This is a genomic window from Hoeflea sp., from assembly GCF_039975035.1.
Taxonomy (GTDB): domain Bacteria; phylum Pseudomonadota; class Alphaproteobacteria; order Rhizobiales; family Rhizobiaceae; genus Hoeflea.
The window spans coordinates 62,721-79,940 of the sequence record NZ_JBDWHW010000151.1 but is presented as its reverse complement, the minus strand read 5'-3'; the positions used below and the strand labels follow the sequence as shown (position 1 = coordinate 79,940).

Genomic DNA, 17,220 nt, shown 5'->3' with positions numbered 1-17,220 from the left:
GGTCTTTCGTGTGGCCGGCTTACCAGTGCGGCGGCGGCTGATTGGCCGGAGGGCTTCCGGTCTGGTCTTCCATATCCTGAAAGCGGTCATTGAGCCGCGCCAGTTCGACCCGGAGTTTCTCGCTCTGCTTCCAGCCTTCCGTCAATTGACGTGACAAATCCTCGATTGCCGCCTGTTGATGCGCCACCAGTTCTTCAAGCCGCACCAGCCGGGATTCAACATCCATGTCTGCACCATCTTTCCGGGTCATTGGCTGATCTCTCCCAGTTTCGCGCGCCAGGGTTCGGGCAATTGCACCGGCCGCCGCGTCGCGCGGTCAACATAGACATGAACGAACTTGCCATCGGCGAACGCGGTATCTTCATCATTGCGAAACAGCGCGATAGTGTAGGTTACCGACGATCCGCCAAGCCGGAACACAGCAATACCGGCGACGATCCGGTCCGGAAACATCGCTTCGGCGTGGTAGCGGCAACCGGTTTCGACCACCAGTCCGACAATACTCCCGTTCAGTGGATCTAGCAGGCCGGCTTCAATCAGCCATTCATTGATGGCGGTATCAAACAGCTGATAATGCACCACATTGTTCATGTGGCCATAAATATCATTGTCAGCCCAGCGGGTCTGAAGGCTTCGAAAAAGCTTGAAACCGGTTCGAACGGGAGGTGGAGTGCGTGTCATTGACGGCATTCACCACGAAGAATCGCGGTTGGCAAGCCCCTCGGTCACCGCCGTGCCGCCATCATCAAGCAGCCTTGCGATTATGTTGAAAACAAGGGGCTGTACAGTTCTCTTCCCAAATGATTCTGGACTTTGCATCCAGAACTGTCGAGACTACGCCAAAGGTCGCGACCGTGAGAGGGGCGGCGATGGCCAACCTTGAAAATGACGAGGTGACATGAACGACATTGCCATTGAACTCAAGGGGATCGACAAGAAGTTCGGCCTCGTTCACGCCAACAAAAACATCAATCTGAGCGTCCGCAAGGGCACCATTCACGGCATTATCGGCGAGAACGGCGCTGGCAAATCAACCTTGATGTCGATTCTCTATGGCTTCTACCAGGCCGACAGCGGCGACGTTTTCGTCAATGGCAAGAAAATCGTGATCAAGGATCCCGATGCCGCTATCGGTGCCGGCATCGGCATGGTCCATCAGCACTTCATGCTGGTGGAGAACTTTACCGTGCTCGAGAATATCATGCTTGGCGCCGAGGGCAGCCAGATCCTCAATGCAGGCATTGCCAAGGCGCGCCATGAACTCAAACGGCTCGAGCATGAATATGAACTCGAGGTCGATCCGGAGGCGATCATTGAAGAACTCCCGGTCGGCCTGCAGCAGCGGGTCGAGATCCTCAAGGCGCTGTATCGCGGCGCGGAAATCCTGATTCTCGACGAACCCACCGGTGTGCTGACCCCGGCTGAAGCCGATCACCTGTTTCGTATTCTCGAGCAGCTCAAGGCCCAGGGCAAGACCATCTTGCTGATCACCCACAAATTGCGCGAGATCATGGCGGTTACCGACGAGGTATCGGTGATGCGGCGCGGCGAAATGGTGGCGACCCGGACAACATCGGAAACTTCCGTGGAGGAACTGGCCGAACTCATGGTCGGCCGCCGTGTGCTGCTGCAGGTCGACAAGAGGCCCGCTTCGCCCGGCGAGGTGCTGTTTTCGGTTGATAACCTGACCGTGCGCGACAGCCGCGGCGTCGACATGGTCAAGGATGTGTCCTTCCAGGTGCGCGCCGGCGAGATCGTCGGCATAGCAGGCGTTGCGGGCAATGGCCAGTCCGAACTGCTGCAGGCCATTTCCGGTATTCGCCGTGCGGTCAAGGGCAAGGTGTTGCTGAAGGGCGAGCCGATCAATGTCACCGGAAAAGCCGATGCAGCAGAGTTGCGGCAACGGGGTTTGGCCCATGTCCCGGAAGACCGCCAGCATATGGGCCTGGTGCTGAAGTTCGATGAAAGCGAAAACTCGATCCTCGGCTATCACGACGATCCGAAATATCTCAACGGCGTGTTCCTCGACATCGACGCGATCCGCAAGGATGCCGTCGAGAAGATCGAAAAATATGACATTCGCCCGCCCAACCCGCGATTGAAGACGGCGAATTTCTCCGGCGGCAACCAGCAGAAGATTGTGCTGGCCCGCGAAATGGAGCGCGATCCAGCTGTTCTCATCATTGGCCAGCCGACTCGCGGCGTTGATGTCGGCGCCATTGAATTCATCCACAAGCGGATCATCGAGATGCGTGACGCCGGCAAGGCGGTGCTGCTGGTCTCGGTCGAGCTTGACGAGATCCGCTCATTGTCGGACCGGGTTCTGGTGATGTTTGACGGCCGCATTGTCGGCGAGCGCTTGCCCGAGACGGGCGAGGCTGAACTGGGCCTTCTGATGGCCGGAGTGGAAGACGCCAAGGAGGCGGCGGAATGAGTGCACCCTACGCAAAACTGCCCGCGTGGGTGGACTACGGCCTGATCCCGCTGATCAATCTGGCGGTGGCTTTCCTGGTCGCGGGCCTTGTGGTGCTGGCAGTTGGTCAGAGTCCGCTGCGCGCCGCAAGTCTAATGGTCGAAGGAGCGTTCGGTTACGGTGAAGGCATCGGTTTCACGCTCTATTACGCCACCAATTTCATCTTTACCGGCTTGGCCGTCGCGGTTGCGTTCCATTGCGGCCTGTTCAACATCGGTGGCGAGGGTCAGGCCTATGTCGCCGGTCTCGGCGTGGTGTTGCCCTGCCTCTGGCTCGACCAGTTTGCGCCCTGGTATGTGATTTTTCCGATCGCCATTCTCGGCTCCGCCCTGGCTGGCGGCGCCTGGGCCCTGATCCCGGGATGGCTGCAGGCCAAGCGCGGCAGCCATGTGGTGATCACCACGATCATGTTCAACTTCATCGCCTCAAGCCTGATGGTCTATGTGCTGGTCGATGTGCTCAAGCCGGCGGGCTCGATGGCGCCGCAAACGCGCAAATTTGCCGAAAACGGCCAATTGCCGCGAATGGATTGGCTGTTGTCACCCTTCGGTCTCGATATCGGTGGCGCACCGTTCAACCTGTCGTTCCTGCTGGCCCTGGTCGTGGCTTTCATCGTTTGGGTGGTGATCTGGCGCACCAAGCTTGGCTATGAAATCCGCACAATGGGTCATAGCCCGACGGCTGCGGTCTATGCGGGCATTCGCGAACACCGCATCATCATCATCACCATGATGATGTCCGGCGCGCTGGCAGGCATGATGGCGCTCAATCCGATCATGGGCGACCAGCACTCCATGCAGCTAGATTTCGTCGGCGGGGCCGGATTTGTCGGGATCGCCGTGGCGCTGATGGGCCGCTCGCATCCGGCCGGCATCATTCCTGCGGCCATTCTGTTCGGCATGCTCTATCAGGGCGGCGCCGAGATCTCGTTCGAGATGCCGGAGATTTCACGCGACATGATCACCATCATCCAGGGTCTGGTCATTTTGTTCGCCGGCGCGATGGAAAACATGTTCCGGCCTGCCATCACCACGTTTTTTGCAACCTTGGGGGCGGTTCGCGCCGACCGGCCCCAGCCGGCGGCGGAGTAAGCACATGGATTATTTCGATACGCTGATCGTCATTCTGCAATCCACCGTGCGGGTTTCCGCGCCATTGATACTGGCAGCACTTGCCGGGCTTTACTCCGAGCGCGCCGGAATCTTCGATATCGGGCTCGAGGGAAAAATGCTTGCCGCGGCCTTTGCCGGCGGCGCCGCCGCTTCGGTCACCGGATCGGCCTTCCTCGGACTCTGCGCCGCAATTCTGGTGTCGGTGTGCCTGGCGCTGGTGCATGGCTTTGCGTCCATCACCCAGCGCGGCAATCAGATCGTCTCGGGCGTGGCGATCAACTTCATCGCGCTTGGCGCCACGGTGATTCTCGGTCAGGCCTGGTTCCGGCAGGGCGGAAGAACCCCCCAGCTGGGCGCGGGCGAGCGGTTTACCACCGTTGAATTGCCCTTTGCCGCGGAAATTGCCGATATCCCTGTGTTCGGGCCGATCTACTCCAATCTCCTGTCAGGCCATTTTCTGCTGACCTATCTGGCCTTCGCACTGGTTCCGTTCACCTGGTGGGTGCTTTATCGGACCCGGTTCGGGCTTCGCCTGCGTGCGGTGGGCGAAAACCCCGGCGCGGTCGACACCGCCGGCATTTCGGTGATCTGGCTCAGATACCGGGCGGTGATCTGCTGCGGCATCCTGTGCGGCATTGCCGGAGCTTATCTATCGATGGCCATGACCGCCGGTTTTGTCAAAGGCATGACTGCCGGCAAGGGCTTCATTGCGCTTGCGGCGTTGATTTTCGCCAAGTGGAAGCCGGTCAACGTCATGTTTGCCTGCCTGTTGTTCGGCTTCCTCGACGCCATGTCGATCCGGATGCAGGGCAACGAGTTGCCGGTCATCGGGGTGGTGCCGGTCCAGTTCATGCAGGCGTTGCCCTACATGCTGACTGTGATCCTGCTGGCCGGCTTTATCGGCAAGGCCATCCCGCCGCGCGCTGGCGGCGTGCCTTATGTCAAGGAGCGATGATATGACCCGCGATCTGTTTGAAGCCGCCCGCGACGCCATGGCAAGGTGCCATGCTCCCTATTCGAAATTTCCGGTCGGCGCCGCCATTCGCGCCGATGACGGATCGATCCATGCCGGAGCCAATATAGAGGTGATTTCGTTTCCGGAGGGCTGGTGCGCAGAAACCACCGCAATCAGCCATATGGTCATGGCCGGCAGAACCCGGATCCGAGAAGTCGCGGTGATCGCCGAAAAGCTCGATCTCTGCACCCCGTGCGGCGGCTGCCGGCAGCGGTTGGCGGAATTCGCCGAACCCGGCACACTGGTGCATCTGTGCGATGCCGAAGGGATCAGGAAAACGCTCAGGATGGATGAATTGCTGCCTTACGCCTTCGAAACAGAGGTTATCGGATGAGTGCCGTCATGGATGTTCTGACAGACCGTTTGCGTGGCCGGATGCCGCGCCATGCGATTGTGCTGGGTTCCGGCCTGGGCTCGCTGGTCGAGACCGTGCAGGATCCGGTGCGGATCGCCTATGGCGATCTGCCGGGTTTTCCCCAAAGCGGTGTTTCCGGTCATGCGGGCGAGGTTGTCGCCGGACATATTGGCACCACTCCGGTGATCATGCTGTCAGGCCGGGTGCATTATTACGAGCATGGCAAGGCAGATGCCATGCGTGTGCCGCTCGAGGCCTTGCAGGGCATCGGTGTGACAAGCCTGATCCTGACAAATTCCGCCGGATCCCTGCGCCAGGACATTCCGCCCGGATCGGTCATGAGGATTACCGATCACATCAATTTTGCCAGTGCGAATCCGCTGTTTGGCGAACCCAGTGACCGGCGCTTTGTCGGCATGACCAACGCCTATGACGCCGATCTTGCCGAACGCATGAAAGCGGCGGCCCACGCCACCGGAACCCAGTTGCATGAAGGCGTCTATATGTGGTTCTCGGGCCCGAGCTTCGAAACACCGGCGGAAATCCGCATGGCGCGGACCTTGGGTGCGGACGCTGTCGGCATGTCGACGGTTCCCGAAGTCATTCTTGCCCGTTTTCTCGGCATGAAGGTGGCAGCGGCCTCCGTGATCACCAATTACGCTGCCGGAATGACTGGAGGCGAACTCAGCCACCAGGAAACCAAGGACATGGCCCCCATTGGCGGCAAGCGGCTCACGTCCATCCTGACTGCAATGCTGGACAAACCGGACCTTTCTCATGGCTGAAGCAATTGATCTGAACTCATCCAAATCCGTGGCTGCGGCAGCGCTGGCCTGCCTGGATCTGACCGAGCTTGGCGATACGGCGACCGAGGAGGCAACTCTGGCGCTGGTTGACCGGTCAACCAGTCAAGCGGGCTCAACCGCAGCTGTTTGCATATGGCCGAGATACGTTGCTGCGGCCCGCCTGAGACTTGGAGCGGGCTCGCCGGTCCGAATTGCGACGGTGGTCAATTTCCCCTCGGGTGATTTGCCGGTGGATGAGGTGGTGCGTGAGACCAGTTGCGCCATTGCAGACGGCGCCGATGAAATCGATCTTGTCATCCCCTGGAAGGCGTTTATCCGTGGCGATGAGCAGGCTGTGCGGGCGATGATCAGCGCGGTCCGTGCTGCGGTGCCGGCCAGACTCAAGACCATACTGGAAACGGGGGAACTCAAGGATCCCGGACTGATCGCCCGCGCTTCCGATATCGCACTGGAAGAAGGCGCGGACTTCATCAAGACATCGACCGGCAAGGTCGCCGTCAACGCAACGCTTGAGGCGGCCCGCATCATGCTCACGGCAATCCGCAGATCGGGCCGGAAAGCGGGTTTCAAACCGGCGGGCGGCATCCGCACCGTCGATGATGCCCGCGCCTATTTTGCGCTGTGCCAGGAGATCATGGGTCCTGGCTGGGTTTCGCCCGAGACCTTCCGTTTTGGCGCGTCCGGGTTGCTCGGCGATATTCTTTCCACGCTGGGGAATGGTTCACCCGCGTCGGATCAGGAAGCGGGGTACTGACGATGCTCACCCAGGAAATCATCCGGACCAAGCGCGACGGCGGCAAGCTGGAGCCCGCCGATATCGCCGCCTTTGTCCGCGGCCTCACCGATGGAAGCGTCACCGAGGGACAGGTCGCGGCGCTGGCCATGGCAATTTTCTTTCAGGGCATGAGCCGCGAAGAGGCAGTGGCCCTCACTCTCTCGATGCGCGATTCGGGTGAGGTTCTGTCCTGGCCCGAACTGGACCGGCCTGTGGTCGACAAGCATTCGACCGGCGGCGTCGGCGATAATGTTTCCCTGATGCTGGCTCCGATCGCGGCGGCTTGCGGGTTGGCCGTGCCCATGATCTCGGGCCGGGGACTTGGCCACACCGGCGGAACCCTCGACAAGATGGAATCCATCCCCGGTTACACCGCGATGCCGGACAATGCCCTTTTCCGAAGGGTTGTGGGTTCCGCGGGGTGCGCGATTATCGGCCAGACCGGAAACCTGGCGCCCGCCGACAAGCGTTTCTATGGCATTCGTGATGTAACCGCCACGGTCGAATCCGTCCCCTTGATCACCGCGTCCATTCTGTCGAAAAAGCTTGCCGCCGGACTTGGAGCCCTGGTGCTGGATGTCAAATGCGGCAACGGCGCGTTCATGGACAATCCCGATCGCGCGCTTGAACTGGCCCGGTCCCTGGTCGAGGTGGCCGTTGGCGCAGGCATGCCGACAACGGCTCTGGTGACCGATATGAACCAGCCGCTGGCGAGTGCGGCCGGCAATGCGGTCGAAGTTACGAATGCAGCCGACTTTCTCACCGGCGCCGCGCGCGACAGCCGCTTGCAGGAGGTCACGCTCGCCCTAGCCGCGGAGATGCTGGTATCGGGCGGGCTGGTTGCGGGTCCGGATGAAGGCAGGGCTCGCGCGCTCGCGGCGCTGGAAGATGGAAGTGCCGCCGAGACGTTCGACCGGATGGTTCGCGAGCTCGGCGGACCGAAGGACTTTCTTGCAGATCCCGGCAGGCATCTGGACTCTGCGCCGGTCGTCGCGGACTGCCTGGCCGGACGGGACGGATATGTTACCGGGTATGACACACGGGGCATCGGGCTTTGCGTCGTGGCGCTCGGGGGCGGCCGCACCCGTCCGGGAGATCCTGTCGATCACGCGGTGGGACTGACGGGGTTGCTGCCCATCGGCGCCAGGGTCGAAAAGGATACGGCGATCGCTCTGGTTCATGCCAGAGACGACAATCAGCTGGCGGCGGCGCGGGACCAATTGCGCCTGGCGGTGAGAATCGGGGACGCTCCGCCAAAACCGTCCCAGGTGATCCTGAGCCGTCAGGATTGATCCTAATTGACCAGCTCGAGCGTGTTGTTGGTGACCCGGTAGGATTGCAGCTTTGACATGAAGCTCATGCCGATCAGGGTCGCGGAAAGCGCCTCGTCGTCAAGCACGAAGGCCTGGACATTGTTGACCGAAATCGAACCGATTTCGATGCGGTCTATCGTGACAAGCGCGGCATTTGTCAGGCCGTTGGCGGTGCGGACCTGTTGATTGAAATCCGAATTGGCCAGCCCGATACCGAGATTGCGCGCGGTCGTCCGGTTGACGGCCACATAGGTAGCCCCGGTATCGATCAGCCCGCGCACATAACGGCCGTTGATATGGAAATCAGAGGTAAAATGGCCGTCACGGCTCATCGGTATGCTGGCCGCCCGGATTCCGGTTGCATAATGTGCCAGGGGCTTGGCGGGGACAGCTTGAACCGAAGCAGCCACTGGCTGCGGGGATACGGATTCCACTGGAGCGTGCCTGGGCGCATCCCTGGACAGAAACGCCGAAATATCCTGCGCATAATAGGGCAGGCCCGACACAACCAGCACCGTGCAGCAAATAAGGAACAGATTCTTGAACATGCCGGTACTCCCGAAACTACCGGCCCAATAAACAGGCATGGCGCTAACAGCGGATGAATCCCGCGCTTGCTCGCGCCGAAAATCGCGGGATTGGTTAAGGAGCTCCAAATCTCCGGGCTGCTGGGAGTCTGCCGCTCACATAGGTAGTAAAGCGGTCGATGGAACCAGCACTCCTACTTGGTGCCGTACATCCGATCCCCGGCATCACCCAGACCGGGAACGATATAGCCCAACTCATTGAGATGGCTGTCGATGGAGGCCGTAAAGATCGGCACATCGGGATGTGCCGTCTGGAAATTGCGGATCCCTTCCGGTGCCGCAAGCAGACACAGGAACCGGATGTTGCGCGCGCCGCGTTCCTTCAGCTTTTCAATCGAGGCGATGGAGGAATTGCCGGTGGCGAGCATGGGATCGACCACGATCACCAGCCGGTTGGCGATATCTTCAGGGGCCTTGAAGTAATACTCGATCGCTTCCAGCGTCTCGTGGTCACGGTAAACCCCGATATGGGCGACCCGTGCCGAGGGAACCAGATCCAGCATGCCTTCCAGCAGGCCGTTGCCGGCGCGCAGGATCGAGGCGAACACAAGCTTCTTGCCTTCGAGTACCGGAGCGTCGATTGCGGTCAGCGGCGTTTCGATCCGCTCCATCGTGAGTTCAAGATCGCGGGTGACCTCATAGCACAGCAGCGTGGAAATTTCCCTCAACAGCCGCCGGAAACCTGCCGTTGAGGTCTCCTTCTTGCGCATGATGGTGAGTTTGTGCTGCACCAGCGGATGATCGATAACTGTGACGCCGTCCATGTTGCCCTGCCTTCAAGCTATGACCGGACACCGCGTTGATCACCAGAACCAATGCACGGATAAAGTCCCGCCTGTAAAACCATCATCACCGGCTCCAACCTGGAAATTCTCCGGGAGCGCAATGCAAATTCATCCTGATTTAGACACCGATTGACTGGTTCCGGCAACCGCCCAAGCCCATTTCAGTCAAGCTGTCCCAAGAGAATTGCGCGTGTTGGTTCATCAACAAAGGCCGCTTCAATGGAAGTCCGGGTTATCGAGGTCAATTGTGCTGCGGTGTAACCCCAAGTCTCCGCCGCCATCCGGTACTCCCGGCCTATGGAAGATCCGAAATGAGGCGGGTCATCAGAGCTCAGCGTCACTTTCACGCCAGCGCGCAGCAACCGGTCAAACGGGTGCCGGGACATGTCGGGATAGAGGTTGAGCGCCAGATTGGACCCGGGACAGACTTCCAGAACAACGTTATCCGCAGCAATTCTCCTGACCAGCGCCTCGTCCTCGATGGCGCGAACCCCGTGACCGATCCGCGCCGGCCGGACTAGATCAAGCGCGTCGCGCACGCTTTCCGGACCGGCAAGTTCCCCGGCATGGATGGTGAGGCCAAGTCCCGCGTCCCGGGCAATATCAAAGGCGCGGGCAAAATCGGCGACCTTGCCGAAACGTTCTTCGCCGGCCATTCCGAATCCGGTAATCAGCGGGTGCGGCCGCGTGCTTGCCAACTGGGCTGCCGCTTCGACCTTTTCGGCACCCAGATGCCGTACCCCGACGATGATCATCCGGCACTCGATACCGGTTGATGCCTTGGCCTCGGCGATGCCTTCAGCCAAACCGTCAAAATAGGCAGAAGGGGACAATCCCCCGGCGATGGCATGATCCGGTGACACGAAGATCTCGGCGTAGATCGCATTTTCCGCGGCAATTCCCTCAAGGTAGCTGCGCGCCAGCAACGCATAATCCTTCTCGTCGCGAAACAGCGAAGCCGCACCGTCATAAGCGGCAAGAAATTCCGTGAAGTCGGACCAGATATAGCTGTCGCCGGAAATGAAACCGGACACATCGGCATTGTATTTCCGGGCTTGAGCCTTGACCAGCGCAGCGGAAGCCGCCCCTTCGATATGGCAATGCAACTCGGCCTTTTTGACTGCTCCGGTCACAGGAAACTCCGCCCGCTTGCGCCCGCGGCCAGGCCCAGATGCCGCGCCAGCGTTGCTCCGATATCGGCATATGTCGTGCGCACAGCTATGTTGCGCGCCGCCACTCCGGGACCGAAGCCCAGAATCGGCACGCGTTCACGAGTATGGTCCGTTCCGCGCCAGGTCGGGTCGCAGCCATGGTCCGCGGTCATCAGCACAAGGTCGCCAGGTTTCAGCAGTTTGGCAAAACGCGGCAACATGGCGTCGAACGCTTCCAGCGCCGCGGCATATCCGGCGACATCGCGGCGATGACCGTACAGCATGTCGAAATCGACAAAATTGGTGAATACGAGATCGCCATCCCCGGCGTCTTGCGTGGCTTTCAGTGTCGCCTCGAAAAGCGCGGCATTGCCGCTGGCCTTGCGGACGTCGGTGACGCCCTGATGAGCAAAAATATCGCTGATCTTGCCGACGCCAAAGACGCGATGACTGCTGTCCTTGACGTGGTCGAGCAATGTTGGCCCCGGTGGAGGTACGGAAAAATCCCGGCGGTTGCCGGTGCGGTCGAAGCCAGTTTCCGCCGACCCGACAAAAGGGCGCGCAATCACGCGGCCGATATTCAGCGGATCGACCAGCTTGCGCACGATCTGACACAGATCGAGCAACCGCTGCAGCCCGAAGCTGTCCTCGTGCGCGGCGATCTGAAACACCGAATCCGATGACGTGTAGCAAATCGGCTTGCCGGTCCTGATATGCTCGGCACCAAGCTTTGCGATGATTTCGGTGCCGGACGCGTGACAATTTCCCAAGATCCCCGGCAGGTTGCCCTCGGATATGACTGCGGCGACCAACTCATCGCTGAAAGCCGGCCCCTCATCGGGAAAATAGCCCCAGTCGAACATCACCGGTTGTCCGGCCATTTCCCAATGTCCCGATGGCGTATCCTTGCCATGGGAGACTTCGCTGGCCGCGCCGTATATGCCGCGCGGCCGGGCTGCAAGCGCCCATCCCGAAGGGATATTGCCTGATGCAGCCAGCGCCGCTTCGGCCAATCCGAGCGATTGCATATGCGGCAACGACAACGGTCCCTCGCGCAGGCCCGGGCGGTCGGCCAGGCCCCCGGCGCATTGCTCCGCGATATGGCCTAGCGTGTTGGCGCCGAGATCGCCGTAAGCCTCCGCGTCCGGCGCCCCGCCGATGCCAAAGGAATCAAGAACAAACAGGAATGCACGCGCCATGTGAGAATCTCCAGATCACCCGCAAGTTAGCCGGATTCGGCCGGCACCGGAAGGGTCAGGCCAATCCTGGCATGGTAACCTTGTTTTCACCATATCCGCGCAACTTGGCGCAGCCGTGATATGAGTTGACCATGATTGTGATGAAGCTTGCCGCCACGTCTTTGGGCTTTCTCCGGACGCTCTGCTGGGCGGCCATCGGAATGGCCATGTTCATGGTGTCTCCCGCGCGCGCGAATTACCGCGAATCTGTCCCGGTCTTGCGGATCGGCCTTGTCGAGGCTCATGTCGCCGCGGTTGACCCCGCCAAGCTCGAAGCGGTTCGTTCCGCGTTTGCTTCCGCGCTGGGAATTCCGGTGGAAATCATCAAGCTGGGCAGTTATGCAGCATTGATTGACGCGCATGCCAGCGGTCGTGTCGGTTACGCCATTCATTCAACCCGCTCATATGCCGCCACCGATGCGGTGTGCGGTTGCGTTGAGGCGTTTCGAAGTCCGGTTGCCGCCGATGGTTCGACCGGTTTCAGGTCCGTGCTCGTGGTTCGCGACAGCGTCAACAAGCCGGTTGCCGATCTCAAGGTGGCCTATTCCCGGGAAGATTCGTTTTCCGGCTGGCAGATACCGCAACAGGCAATTCGGTCTGGCGGACTTGACGCGCCGCAATTGGTTCGCGCCGGCAGCGTCGGGTCGGTGATCGCGCTGTATCAGGCTGGCGATATTGACGGGTTTTTTGCCTGGATACCTGACAGGCCCGGAGATGCTGGCCTGAACGTAAAGCTGCTTTATGGTGGCTGGAACCAGTCCGCGATCATGAGCTCCGATCCGCTCCGGATGCTCTGGTCGTCCCAGCGCATTCCCTATGGTCCGCACGCGGTGCTCCGGTCGCTGCCCGACGATCTGGTCGATGCCCTGGGGACGTTTCTGGATCAGATGCCGGCCACGGCTCCCGGTCTGCTGGACATTTTCGAACCCGTCTATGGCGGGGGGTATGCCACCCCTGGTCCGGAAGACTACCGCAATGTCAGGGGTCTCATCGAAGAACTGCCCGACAATGAGGCGGCGGTACTTTCCGGACGCTGATTGTTTTGACCCGGCAAGCGCTGCCTAACAGTCGGAACAACTCACGCTGCTACCGACACGCTGACGAAGGTGGTAGGTTTTCTTCATGTGGATCGTCCGCATGTCGATGTCCTGAATACCCGGCATGACCAGCAGCAGATCGTGATCGAATTCGATCTCCGTACGCACCAGAAACGTATCCGGGATCGCCAGATCGGCCGGCAGGGATTGCGTGGATCCGACAGTGTAGGGCCGCGTATTGTCTTCCTGCCACGACCATGAGGCCGTGCCGACACCGGCATTGTTGATCGAAATTCCGGTGATCTTCACCTTTATGCCATCCGAACGGAATGGCGTCATCACGCTTTGCGCCACATTGAACATGGATTTGAGAAAGGTCTTGTTGACGGTCTCGTCCTGGGTCACGAGGTCGGCGACGGTGCTGGTGGCGCGCGCCAGCTTCTTGTTGACCGACATTGCGACGGAAACTTCCAGCGACCCCATGTACAAAACGATCAAAACCGGCGCGATAAGTGCAAATTCGACCGCACCGACGCCTGACCGGTCTCCGCGAAGCTTCAAAGCTGCGTGTTTCAGTCCAATCAGTATTCCCGTCATGACCGTGTTCCCTTGTGTTTACCGCCGGCTTCCAAGTTCGGATCGTCTCTCACGGGTAGTTTTCGTTGCGGAATGCGGCGGTCGCGACCATCAGGTAGTCACGCGGCATTTCGCCATCCTTACGGATGTTCGTGATGAAAGGCCTGACCAGATCCGTCGTCACTTCCCAACGATAATAGGCCCGGACAATATTGATGGTCTTGGGCCCGCCGGGGCTGTAGGCGAAACCGGTAGGATCCAGATCCGAGAACTGGTCGTTGCTGGTTTTTGGAATGTAGTTTGGAATGGCCGCAAAGCTCGCGAATTGCCGGACGTCGAGATAAAGCTTCTGGTTATCAGGGTCTTCGGTGGCCGCGCAGGTGATCATCAGGCTGATCTCGCCGCAGAACTTGGTGCGGAACTGGTCCGCTGTCAGGTCCGTGGAGCGGCCCAGGCCGAAAGTGATCTGACCGGTCCGGACTTGCCGGCTCATGGTGTCGACGGCATTTTCCAGCAATTGCTCACCGGCAAAGGCAATGAACGCCTCGATGGTGGCGAAAATCAAAAGGAAAAACGGAAAAGCCAGCAAGCCGAATTCGATAGCGGCGGTTCCGTCCTTCGAACGCCGGAAATGGCCAAGTATTCGCCGCACCCGCCACCGGGACGGCTGCCTTCGATTTGCTTGATCGTCGAGATTCATCTTCGGACTCCCGGACATGGATTGCCAAGGATCGACGCTAGAACAAACTAGTTGAATTTTCGTAACGCGAACGCGGACAAGACGCGGTGCCTGGTTAATCAAACCTTAACCGGTAGCCGTCGCGCCAGCCGGATTCAGGGGCTGGCTGTGGTGGTCGTCACGTGCTCTTCGCAGGACGGAGAGCAGGAGTATACCGATCGGGCGGTCTGTTTGAAGACACGCAGCGTGTTGGCTTCATCAACAGACACCAGAATGCGCTCGTCAACGATAGCGTCACCGGCCTGGTCGAGGATCACAAGGTTTGTCGTACCGTAGGATTTTCCGGTGAGCACGATTGTCTGCGGATCCGATACGGTGACATCGGCGACATTGGCGTTGCCGATAATGACCTTGCTGACCATACGGTCGAGTTTGAGAATGCGCGCATGATCCATGAACACCCGGATGACATCTTCCGTGGCATGCACCGGAGTTGACGACACTGTCGCCAGAACCAGGCCGCATGCGACATGCAGAAGCCGGCGTCGAACAGGGATGGGGTAGGTCATGCCGTTTCCTCGGGATTGCGGATATGGCCCCTAAAATCGCGCGGATTGGTGAATGAAGCCTTAAGAAGAGCCGGATCGAGGGAAAATCCGCCGCAGCCGATTTGAAATTGCCCCCGGACGACCAATTTTTGTCGGCCAACTGGCCGCTGGGAAGGCCCGTCGGATATCGCCTATTATAAAGTCACGGGGGTCGGGACGCCCATCGCGAACGTTGATCTTGTTAACCAATCGGGCAACCGCGGCATGGCAAGATTTTGCTAACCACCTTCCTTAAGCAGATTGAAAAGACCTCGCTGTAGGTTGTCATCATCTGATCAACGGTAACGGTTGACGGAGTGCTGAAACCACTATGTGGATTAAGGAGTATCCCATGAAGAATATTATTGAACGTTTCGTCAAAGACGAATCCGGCGCCACCGCAATCGAGTACGGCCTCATTGCAGCTCTGATTTCGGTTGCCCTCATCACCGGCGCCACCACGCTGGGCAACACGCTGAACGACCAGTTCCAGAGCCTGTCGGACAAGATGAACACCGCCGGAACCATAAATCCATAAGCCCAGGCTTTATGGTCATTCGAATTTCGAAAGCCGCTCTTCGGGGCGGCTTTCTCTTTGCCGTTTTGCATCTATCGCGCGTCAGTCGTTCAGGCTTTCTGTTTACATCCCATTCACCAAAATCCTATCATCCGCCGCACAAGAGTTTGCTAACCTTGTTTTTTAAGCGGTTTGAAAAGGCCCTCTTTTACTCTTTTCGCATCCGACCAGCCGAACGAGCTGGCGGAATGCTGAAAACACGAGTGATTGAAGGAGCAAACCCGTGAAGACCCTTTTTGAACGTTTCGTCAAAGACGAATCCGGTGCCACCGCAATCGAGTATGGCCTCATTGCAGCTCTGATTTCGGTTGCCCTCATCACCGGCGCCACCACGCTGGGCAACACGCTGAACGACCAGTTCCAAAGCCTGTCGGACAAGATGAACACCGCCGGAACCATAAATCCATAAGCCCAGGCTTTATGGTCATGCGAATTTTGAAAGCCGCTCTTCGGGGCGGCTTTTCTTTTGACGCGTTGCTGTTTTTTAAGGACTTCCGGTTAATCTCGGATCAAATTCAGGAGCAAGCCCATGGTCGAGGCCGCAATTTTTGTCATTCTGCCGCTTTGCGTAGCCATGGCGGCGTTCTGCGACATCATTTCGATGAAAATCCCGAACCGCGTTTCGGTCATTCTGGCCGTGTCTTTCTTCGTGGTTGCTCCGTTCAGTGGCATGGATCTTGCCACATTCGGGTGGTCTCTGGTCGCGGCAGCGAGTGTTTTTGCCGGCTGTTTCGCCTTGTTCGCTCTCAATATAATGGGTGGTGGAGACGCCAAGATCCTCAGCGCCGCCGCACTCTGGTACGGCTTCAACATTGATCTGGTCGCACTGCTTGGCTTCACCGGAATATATGGCGGCTTTCTGGCGCTGTTCGTGTTGATGATCCGCGCCAATCAGAACGTGCTTTTGATCTCGCCCATTCCTATTCCAATGCATTTCTTCAAGGATCGCGCCGGGATTCCCTATGGCGTAGCAATCGGAGCGGCGGCATTCTCCACCTATCCCGACACCGCAATTTTCAAGCAGGCGCTCAGTCAGCTGTTGTAACGAGCGTGGCATGTGGCCGCCTCGGCTCGCCCACTCCACGATTTGTCCTTGTCTATGCCGCTCGCCAGCTTTGGTGGGCGGTTTTTGCGTTTTTGACGAAGCCGGGTCCGTGAATCATTTCCCGCGCCATGCCTCGATGCGAGATGGGCCGATCGGGGTCCACCCGGGCCCGTGTGCTGCCCCTGTCATGGCAATATTGCGTTAACCCTGTTTGCTTCCGGCTTATTAACCATAATTACACGATTGCACATGCATGCTGCGGCGAGCGTATCCAATACTCGTTTGAGGAAACAGCATGAAACCCGCCCGCGTCGTCATCATGGCAGTGGCTGTCCTGGCAGCAGGTCTAGCCGGGTATCTGGCCATGAACCTGACCTCTCCCACTGTGCAGGTCAATGAAATCTCCTCCGCGCCGGTCATCGAGAAGATGCCGACCATCGATGTGCTGGTGACAACCTCCAGCCTGCCGGTCGGCTCGCGCCTGAACGACGAGACGATGCAGTGGAAAGGCTGGCCCGAAGATGGTGTGATCGAAGGATTGATCCGTCGTGATACCCGCCCTGACGCGATAGCCGAACTCACCGGTTCGGTCGTTCGTCTGCCGATCTTTGCGGGTGAGCCGCTCCGGCGCGAAAAAATCGTCGACTCTTCCTCCCGGATCATGTCGTCGCTGCTTCCTGCCGGCAAGCGCGCTGTTGCCACCGAGATATCCGTCGCCACCAGCGCCGGTGGCTTCATCCTCCCCAACGACCGTGTGGATGTCATCATGGTTCGCCGTAAATCCGGAGCCGACGGCTTTCTCACCGAGGTCATTCTGTCCAATATCCGGATTCTGGCGATTGATCAGCGCATCGAGGAAGACGCGGACGGCAACCGCACCGCGGTTGGAACCACTGCGACCCTTGAGCTGACACCCGAACAAACGAAGATCATTACCGTCGCGCAGCAGATGGCCGATCGGTTGACCCTTGCCTTGCGCAGCATCGCCGACGTTCAGGAACCTGACGGCGACGGTGCAAAATACCTACTGAGCGGCGAAGACGGCACCACCGCCATCCAGCTGATCCGCTCCGGCACCATAACCAAAGTTGGCGCCACCAACTGAAGCG

General features: G+C 59.2%; 21 protein-coding genes. 12 read left to right on the top strand and 9 right to left on the bottom strand.

The annotated features are described in order from the left end of the window. Positions 1-19: 19 nt before the first annotated feature. Positions 20-250, bottom strand: a complete 231-nt coding sequence (locus tag ABJN75_RS13600) for a SlyX family protein (protein WP_348440127.1) — start codon at positions 248-250, stop codon at positions 20-22. Next, positions 247-681, bottom strand: a complete 435-nt coding sequence (locus ABJN75_RS13595; RefSeq protein ID WP_348440126.1) for a thioesterase family protein — start codon at positions 679-681, stop codon at positions 247-249. Before ABJN75_RS13595 ends, ABJN75_RS13600 begins: the two co-directional genes overlap by 4 nt. A 217-nt stretch (positions 682-898) precedes the next feature. On the opposite strand from ABJN75_RS13595, the gene ABJN75_RS13590 reads away from it, so the two are divergent. From ABJN75_RS13590 to deoA, 7 genes are read left to right on the top strand one after another with little or no spacing between them, the layout of a single operon-like run. Further along, positions 899-2,434 (top strand): ABC transporter ATP-binding protein, encoded by a 1,536-nt coding sequence (locus ABJN75_RS13590; RefSeq protein WP_348440125.1) that lies wholly within the window; start codon positions 899-901, stop codon positions 2,432-2,434. Further along, positions 2,431-3,564: an ABC transporter permease gene (locus ABJN75_RS13585; protein WP_348440124.1), complete on the top strand. Its 1,134-nt coding sequence runs from the start codon at positions 2,431-2,433 to the stop codon at positions 3,562-3,564. The genes ABJN75_RS13590 and ABJN75_RS13585 overlap by 4 nt, the downstream gene beginning before the upstream one ends. 4 nt (positions 3,565-3,568) lie before the next feature. Beyond that, positions 3,569-4,540 carry an ABC transporter permease gene (locus ABJN75_RS13580; RefSeq protein WP_348440123.1) on the top strand — a complete coding sequence of 324 codons (972 nt, stop codon included), beginning with the start codon at positions 3,569-3,571 and terminating at the stop codon, positions 4,538-4,540. Between the two features lies 1 nt (position 4,541). Next, positions 4,542-4,934: a cytidine deaminase gene (locus ABJN75_RS13575; RefSeq protein WP_348440122.1), complete on the top strand. Its 393-nt coding sequence runs from the start codon at positions 4,542-4,544 to the stop codon at positions 4,932-4,934. Further along, complete coding sequence (locus ABJN75_RS13570; protein WP_348440121.1) at positions 4,931-5,740, top strand: purine-nucleoside phosphorylase; 810 nt, start codon at positions 4,931-4,933, stop codon at positions 5,738-5,740. The genes ABJN75_RS13575 and ABJN75_RS13570 overlap by 4 nt, the downstream gene beginning before the upstream one ends. Before the next feature lie 4 nt (positions 5,741-5,744). Beyond that, positions 5,745-6,515, top strand: a complete 771-nt coding sequence (gene deoC / locus ABJN75_RS13565; RefSeq protein ID WP_348440150.1) for a deoxyribose-phosphate aldolase — start codon at positions 5,745-5,747, stop codon at positions 6,513-6,515. Between the two features lie 2 nt (positions 6,516-6,517). After that, positions 6,518-7,828, top strand: coding sequence for a thymidine phosphorylase (gene deoA / locus ABJN75_RS13560; protein ID WP_348440120.1), 1,311 nt, complete (start codon positions 6,518-6,520; stop codon positions 7,826-7,828). A 2-nt stretch (positions 7,829-7,830) separates the two neighbouring features. Here the strand turns inward: deoA and ABJN75_RS13555 are convergent, their stop codons facing one another. From ABJN75_RS13555 to ABJN75_RS13540, 4 genes are all read right to left on the bottom strand, one after another. Continuing rightward, a complete protein-coding gene (locus ABJN75_RS13555; protein ID WP_348440119.1) occupies positions 7,831-8,397 on the bottom strand; it encodes a TIGR02281 family clan AA aspartic protease in 567 nt (188 codons plus the stop codon). A 173-nt stretch (positions 8,398-8,570) separates the two neighbouring features. Continuing rightward, positions 8,571-9,200 carry a uracil phosphoribosyltransferase gene (upp, locus tag ABJN75_RS13550; RefSeq protein WP_348440118.1) on the bottom strand — a complete coding sequence of 210 codons (630 nt, stop codon included), beginning with the start codon at positions 9,198-9,200 and terminating at the stop codon, positions 8,571-8,573. A 182-nt stretch (positions 9,201-9,382) separates the two neighbouring features. Then, on the bottom strand, positions 9,383-10,354 hold the full coding sequence (locus ABJN75_RS13545) for an adenosine deaminase (RefSeq protein ID WP_348440117.1): 972 nt from the start codon (positions 10,352-10,354) through the stop codon (positions 9,383-9,385). Beyond that, positions 10,351-11,571 carry a phosphopentomutase gene (locus ABJN75_RS13540; RefSeq protein ID WP_348440116.1) on the bottom strand — a complete coding sequence of 407 codons (1,221 nt, stop codon included), beginning with the start codon at positions 11,569-11,571 and terminating at the stop codon, positions 10,351-10,353. The genes ABJN75_RS13545 and ABJN75_RS13540 overlap by 4 nt, the downstream gene beginning before the upstream one ends. Positions 11,572-11,702: 131 nt before the next feature. On the opposite strand from ABJN75_RS13540, the gene ABJN75_RS13535 reads away from it, so the two are divergent. After that, entirely contained in the window at positions 11,703-12,647 is a 945-nt protein-coding gene (locus ABJN75_RS13535; protein WP_348440115.1) for a PhnD/SsuA/transferrin family substrate-binding protein, read from the top strand. Between the two features lie 24 nt (positions 12,648-12,671). Here ABJN75_RS13535 and ABJN75_RS13530 read toward each other — a convergent pair whose 3' ends face one another. From ABJN75_RS13530 to ABJN75_RS13520, 3 genes are all read right to left on the bottom strand, one after another. After that, positions 12,672-13,244: a TadE/TadG family type IV pilus assembly protein gene (locus tag ABJN75_RS13530; RefSeq protein WP_348440114.1), complete on the bottom strand. Its 573-nt coding sequence runs from the start codon at positions 13,242-13,244 to the stop codon at positions 12,672-12,674. A gap of 49 nt (positions 13,245-13,293) precedes the next feature. After that, positions 13,294-13,923, bottom strand: coding sequence for a TadE/TadG family type IV pilus assembly protein (locus ABJN75_RS13525; RefSeq protein WP_348440113.1), 630 nt, complete (start codon positions 13,921-13,923; stop codon positions 13,294-13,296). 134 nt (positions 13,924-14,057) lie between these two features. Next, positions 14,058-14,471 carry a pilus assembly protein N-terminal domain-containing protein gene (locus ABJN75_RS13520; protein ID WP_348440112.1) on the bottom strand — a complete coding sequence of 138 codons (414 nt, stop codon included), beginning with the start codon at positions 14,469-14,471 and terminating at the stop codon, positions 14,058-14,060. Positions 14,472-14,841: 370 nt separating this feature from the next. Here ABJN75_RS13520 and ABJN75_RS13515 point away from each other — a divergent pair, with 370 nt between their 5' ends. From ABJN75_RS13515 to cpaB, 4 genes are all read left to right on the top strand, one after another. After that, a complete protein-coding gene (locus ABJN75_RS13515; RefSeq protein ID WP_348440111.1) occupies positions 14,842-15,027 on the top strand; it encodes a Flp family type IVb pilin in 186 nt (61 codons plus the stop codon). Between the two features lie 262 nt (positions 15,028-15,289). Then, positions 15,290-15,475 carry a Flp family type IVb pilin gene (locus tag ABJN75_RS13510; RefSeq protein WP_348440110.1) on the top strand — a complete coding sequence of 62 codons (186 nt, stop codon included), beginning with the start codon at positions 15,290-15,292 and terminating at the stop codon, positions 15,473-15,475. A gap of 120 nt (positions 15,476-15,595) precedes the next feature. Continuing rightward, a complete protein-coding gene (locus tag ABJN75_RS13505) occupies positions 15,596-16,111 on the top strand; it encodes a prepilin peptidase (RefSeq protein WP_348440109.1) in 516 nt (171 codons plus the stop codon). Between the two features lie 295 nt (positions 16,112-16,406). Continuing rightward, complete coding sequence (cpaB, locus tag ABJN75_RS13500; protein WP_348440108.1) at positions 16,407-17,216, top strand: Flp pilus assembly protein CpaB; 810 nt, start codon at positions 16,407-16,409, stop codon at positions 17,214-17,216. Positions 17,217-17,220: the final 4 nt, after the last annotated feature.

Bases quoted from the DNA above. Each gene is read 5' to 3' on its own strand.
- ABJN75_RS13600 (WP_348440127.1), bottom strand. From the start codon at position 250: ATGACCCGGAAAGATGGTGCAGACATGGATGTTGAATCCCGGCTGGTG.
- ABJN75_RS13595 (WP_348440126.1), bottom strand. From the start codon at position 681: ATGACACGCACTCCACCTCCCGTTCGAACCGGTTTCAAGCTTTTTCGA.
- ABJN75_RS13590 (WP_348440125.1), top strand. From the start codon at position 899: ATGAACGACATTGCCATTGAACTCAAGGGGATCGACAAGAAGTTCGGC.
- ABJN75_RS13585 (WP_348440124.1), top strand. From the start codon at position 2,431: ATGAGTGCACCCTACGCAAAACTGCCCGCGTGGGTGGACTACGGCCTG.
- ABJN75_RS13580 (WP_348440123.1), top strand. From the start codon at position 3,569: ATGGATTATTTCGATACGCTGATCGTCATTCTGCAATCCACCGTGCGG.
- ABJN75_RS13575 (WP_348440122.1), top strand. From the start codon at position 4,542: ATGACCCGCGATCTGTTTGAAGCCGCCCGCGACGCCATGGCAAGGTGC.
- ABJN75_RS13570 (WP_348440121.1), top strand. From the start codon at position 4,931: ATGAGTGCCGTCATGGATGTTCTGACAGACCGTTTGCGTGGCCGGATG.
- deoA (WP_348440120.1), top strand. From the start codon at position 6,518: ATGCTCACCCAGGAAATCATCCGGACCAAGCGCGACGGCGGCAAGCTG.
- ABJN75_RS13555 (WP_348440119.1), bottom strand. From the start codon at position 8,397: ATGTTCAAGAATCTGTTCCTTATTTGCTGCACGGTGCTGGTTGTGTCG.
- upp (WP_348440118.1), bottom strand. From the start codon at position 9,200: ATGGACGGCGTCACAGTTATCGATCATCCGCTGGTGCAGCACAAACTC.
- ABJN75_RS13540 (WP_348440116.1), bottom strand. From the start codon at position 11,571: ATGGCGCGTGCATTCCTGTTTGTTCTTGATTCCTTTGGCATCGGCGGG.
- ABJN75_RS13535 (WP_348440115.1), top strand. From the start codon at position 11,703: ATGATTGTGATGAAGCTTGCCGCCACGTCTTTGGGCTTTCTCCGGACG.
- ABJN75_RS13530 (WP_348440114.1), bottom strand. From the start codon at position 13,244: ATGACGGGAATACTGATTGGACTGAAACACGCAGCTTTGAAGCTTCGC.
- ABJN75_RS13525 (WP_348440113.1), bottom strand. From the start codon at position 13,923: ATGAATCTCGACGATCAAGCAAATCGAAGGCAGCCGTCCCGGTGGCGG.
- ABJN75_RS13520 (WP_348440112.1), bottom strand. From the start codon at position 14,471: ATGACCTACCCCATCCCTGTTCGACGCCGGCTTCTGCATGTCGCATGC.
- ABJN75_RS13515 (WP_348440111.1), top strand. From the start codon at position 14,842: ATGAAGAATATTATTGAACGTTTCGTCAAAGACGAATCCGGCGCCACC.
- ABJN75_RS13505 (WP_348440109.1), top strand. From the start codon at position 15,596: ATGGTCGAGGCCGCAATTTTTGTCATTCTGCCGCTTTGCGTAGCCATG.
- cpaB (WP_348440108.1), top strand. From the start codon at position 16,407: ATGAAACCCGCCCGCGTCGTCATCATGGCAGTGGCTGTCCTGGCAGCA.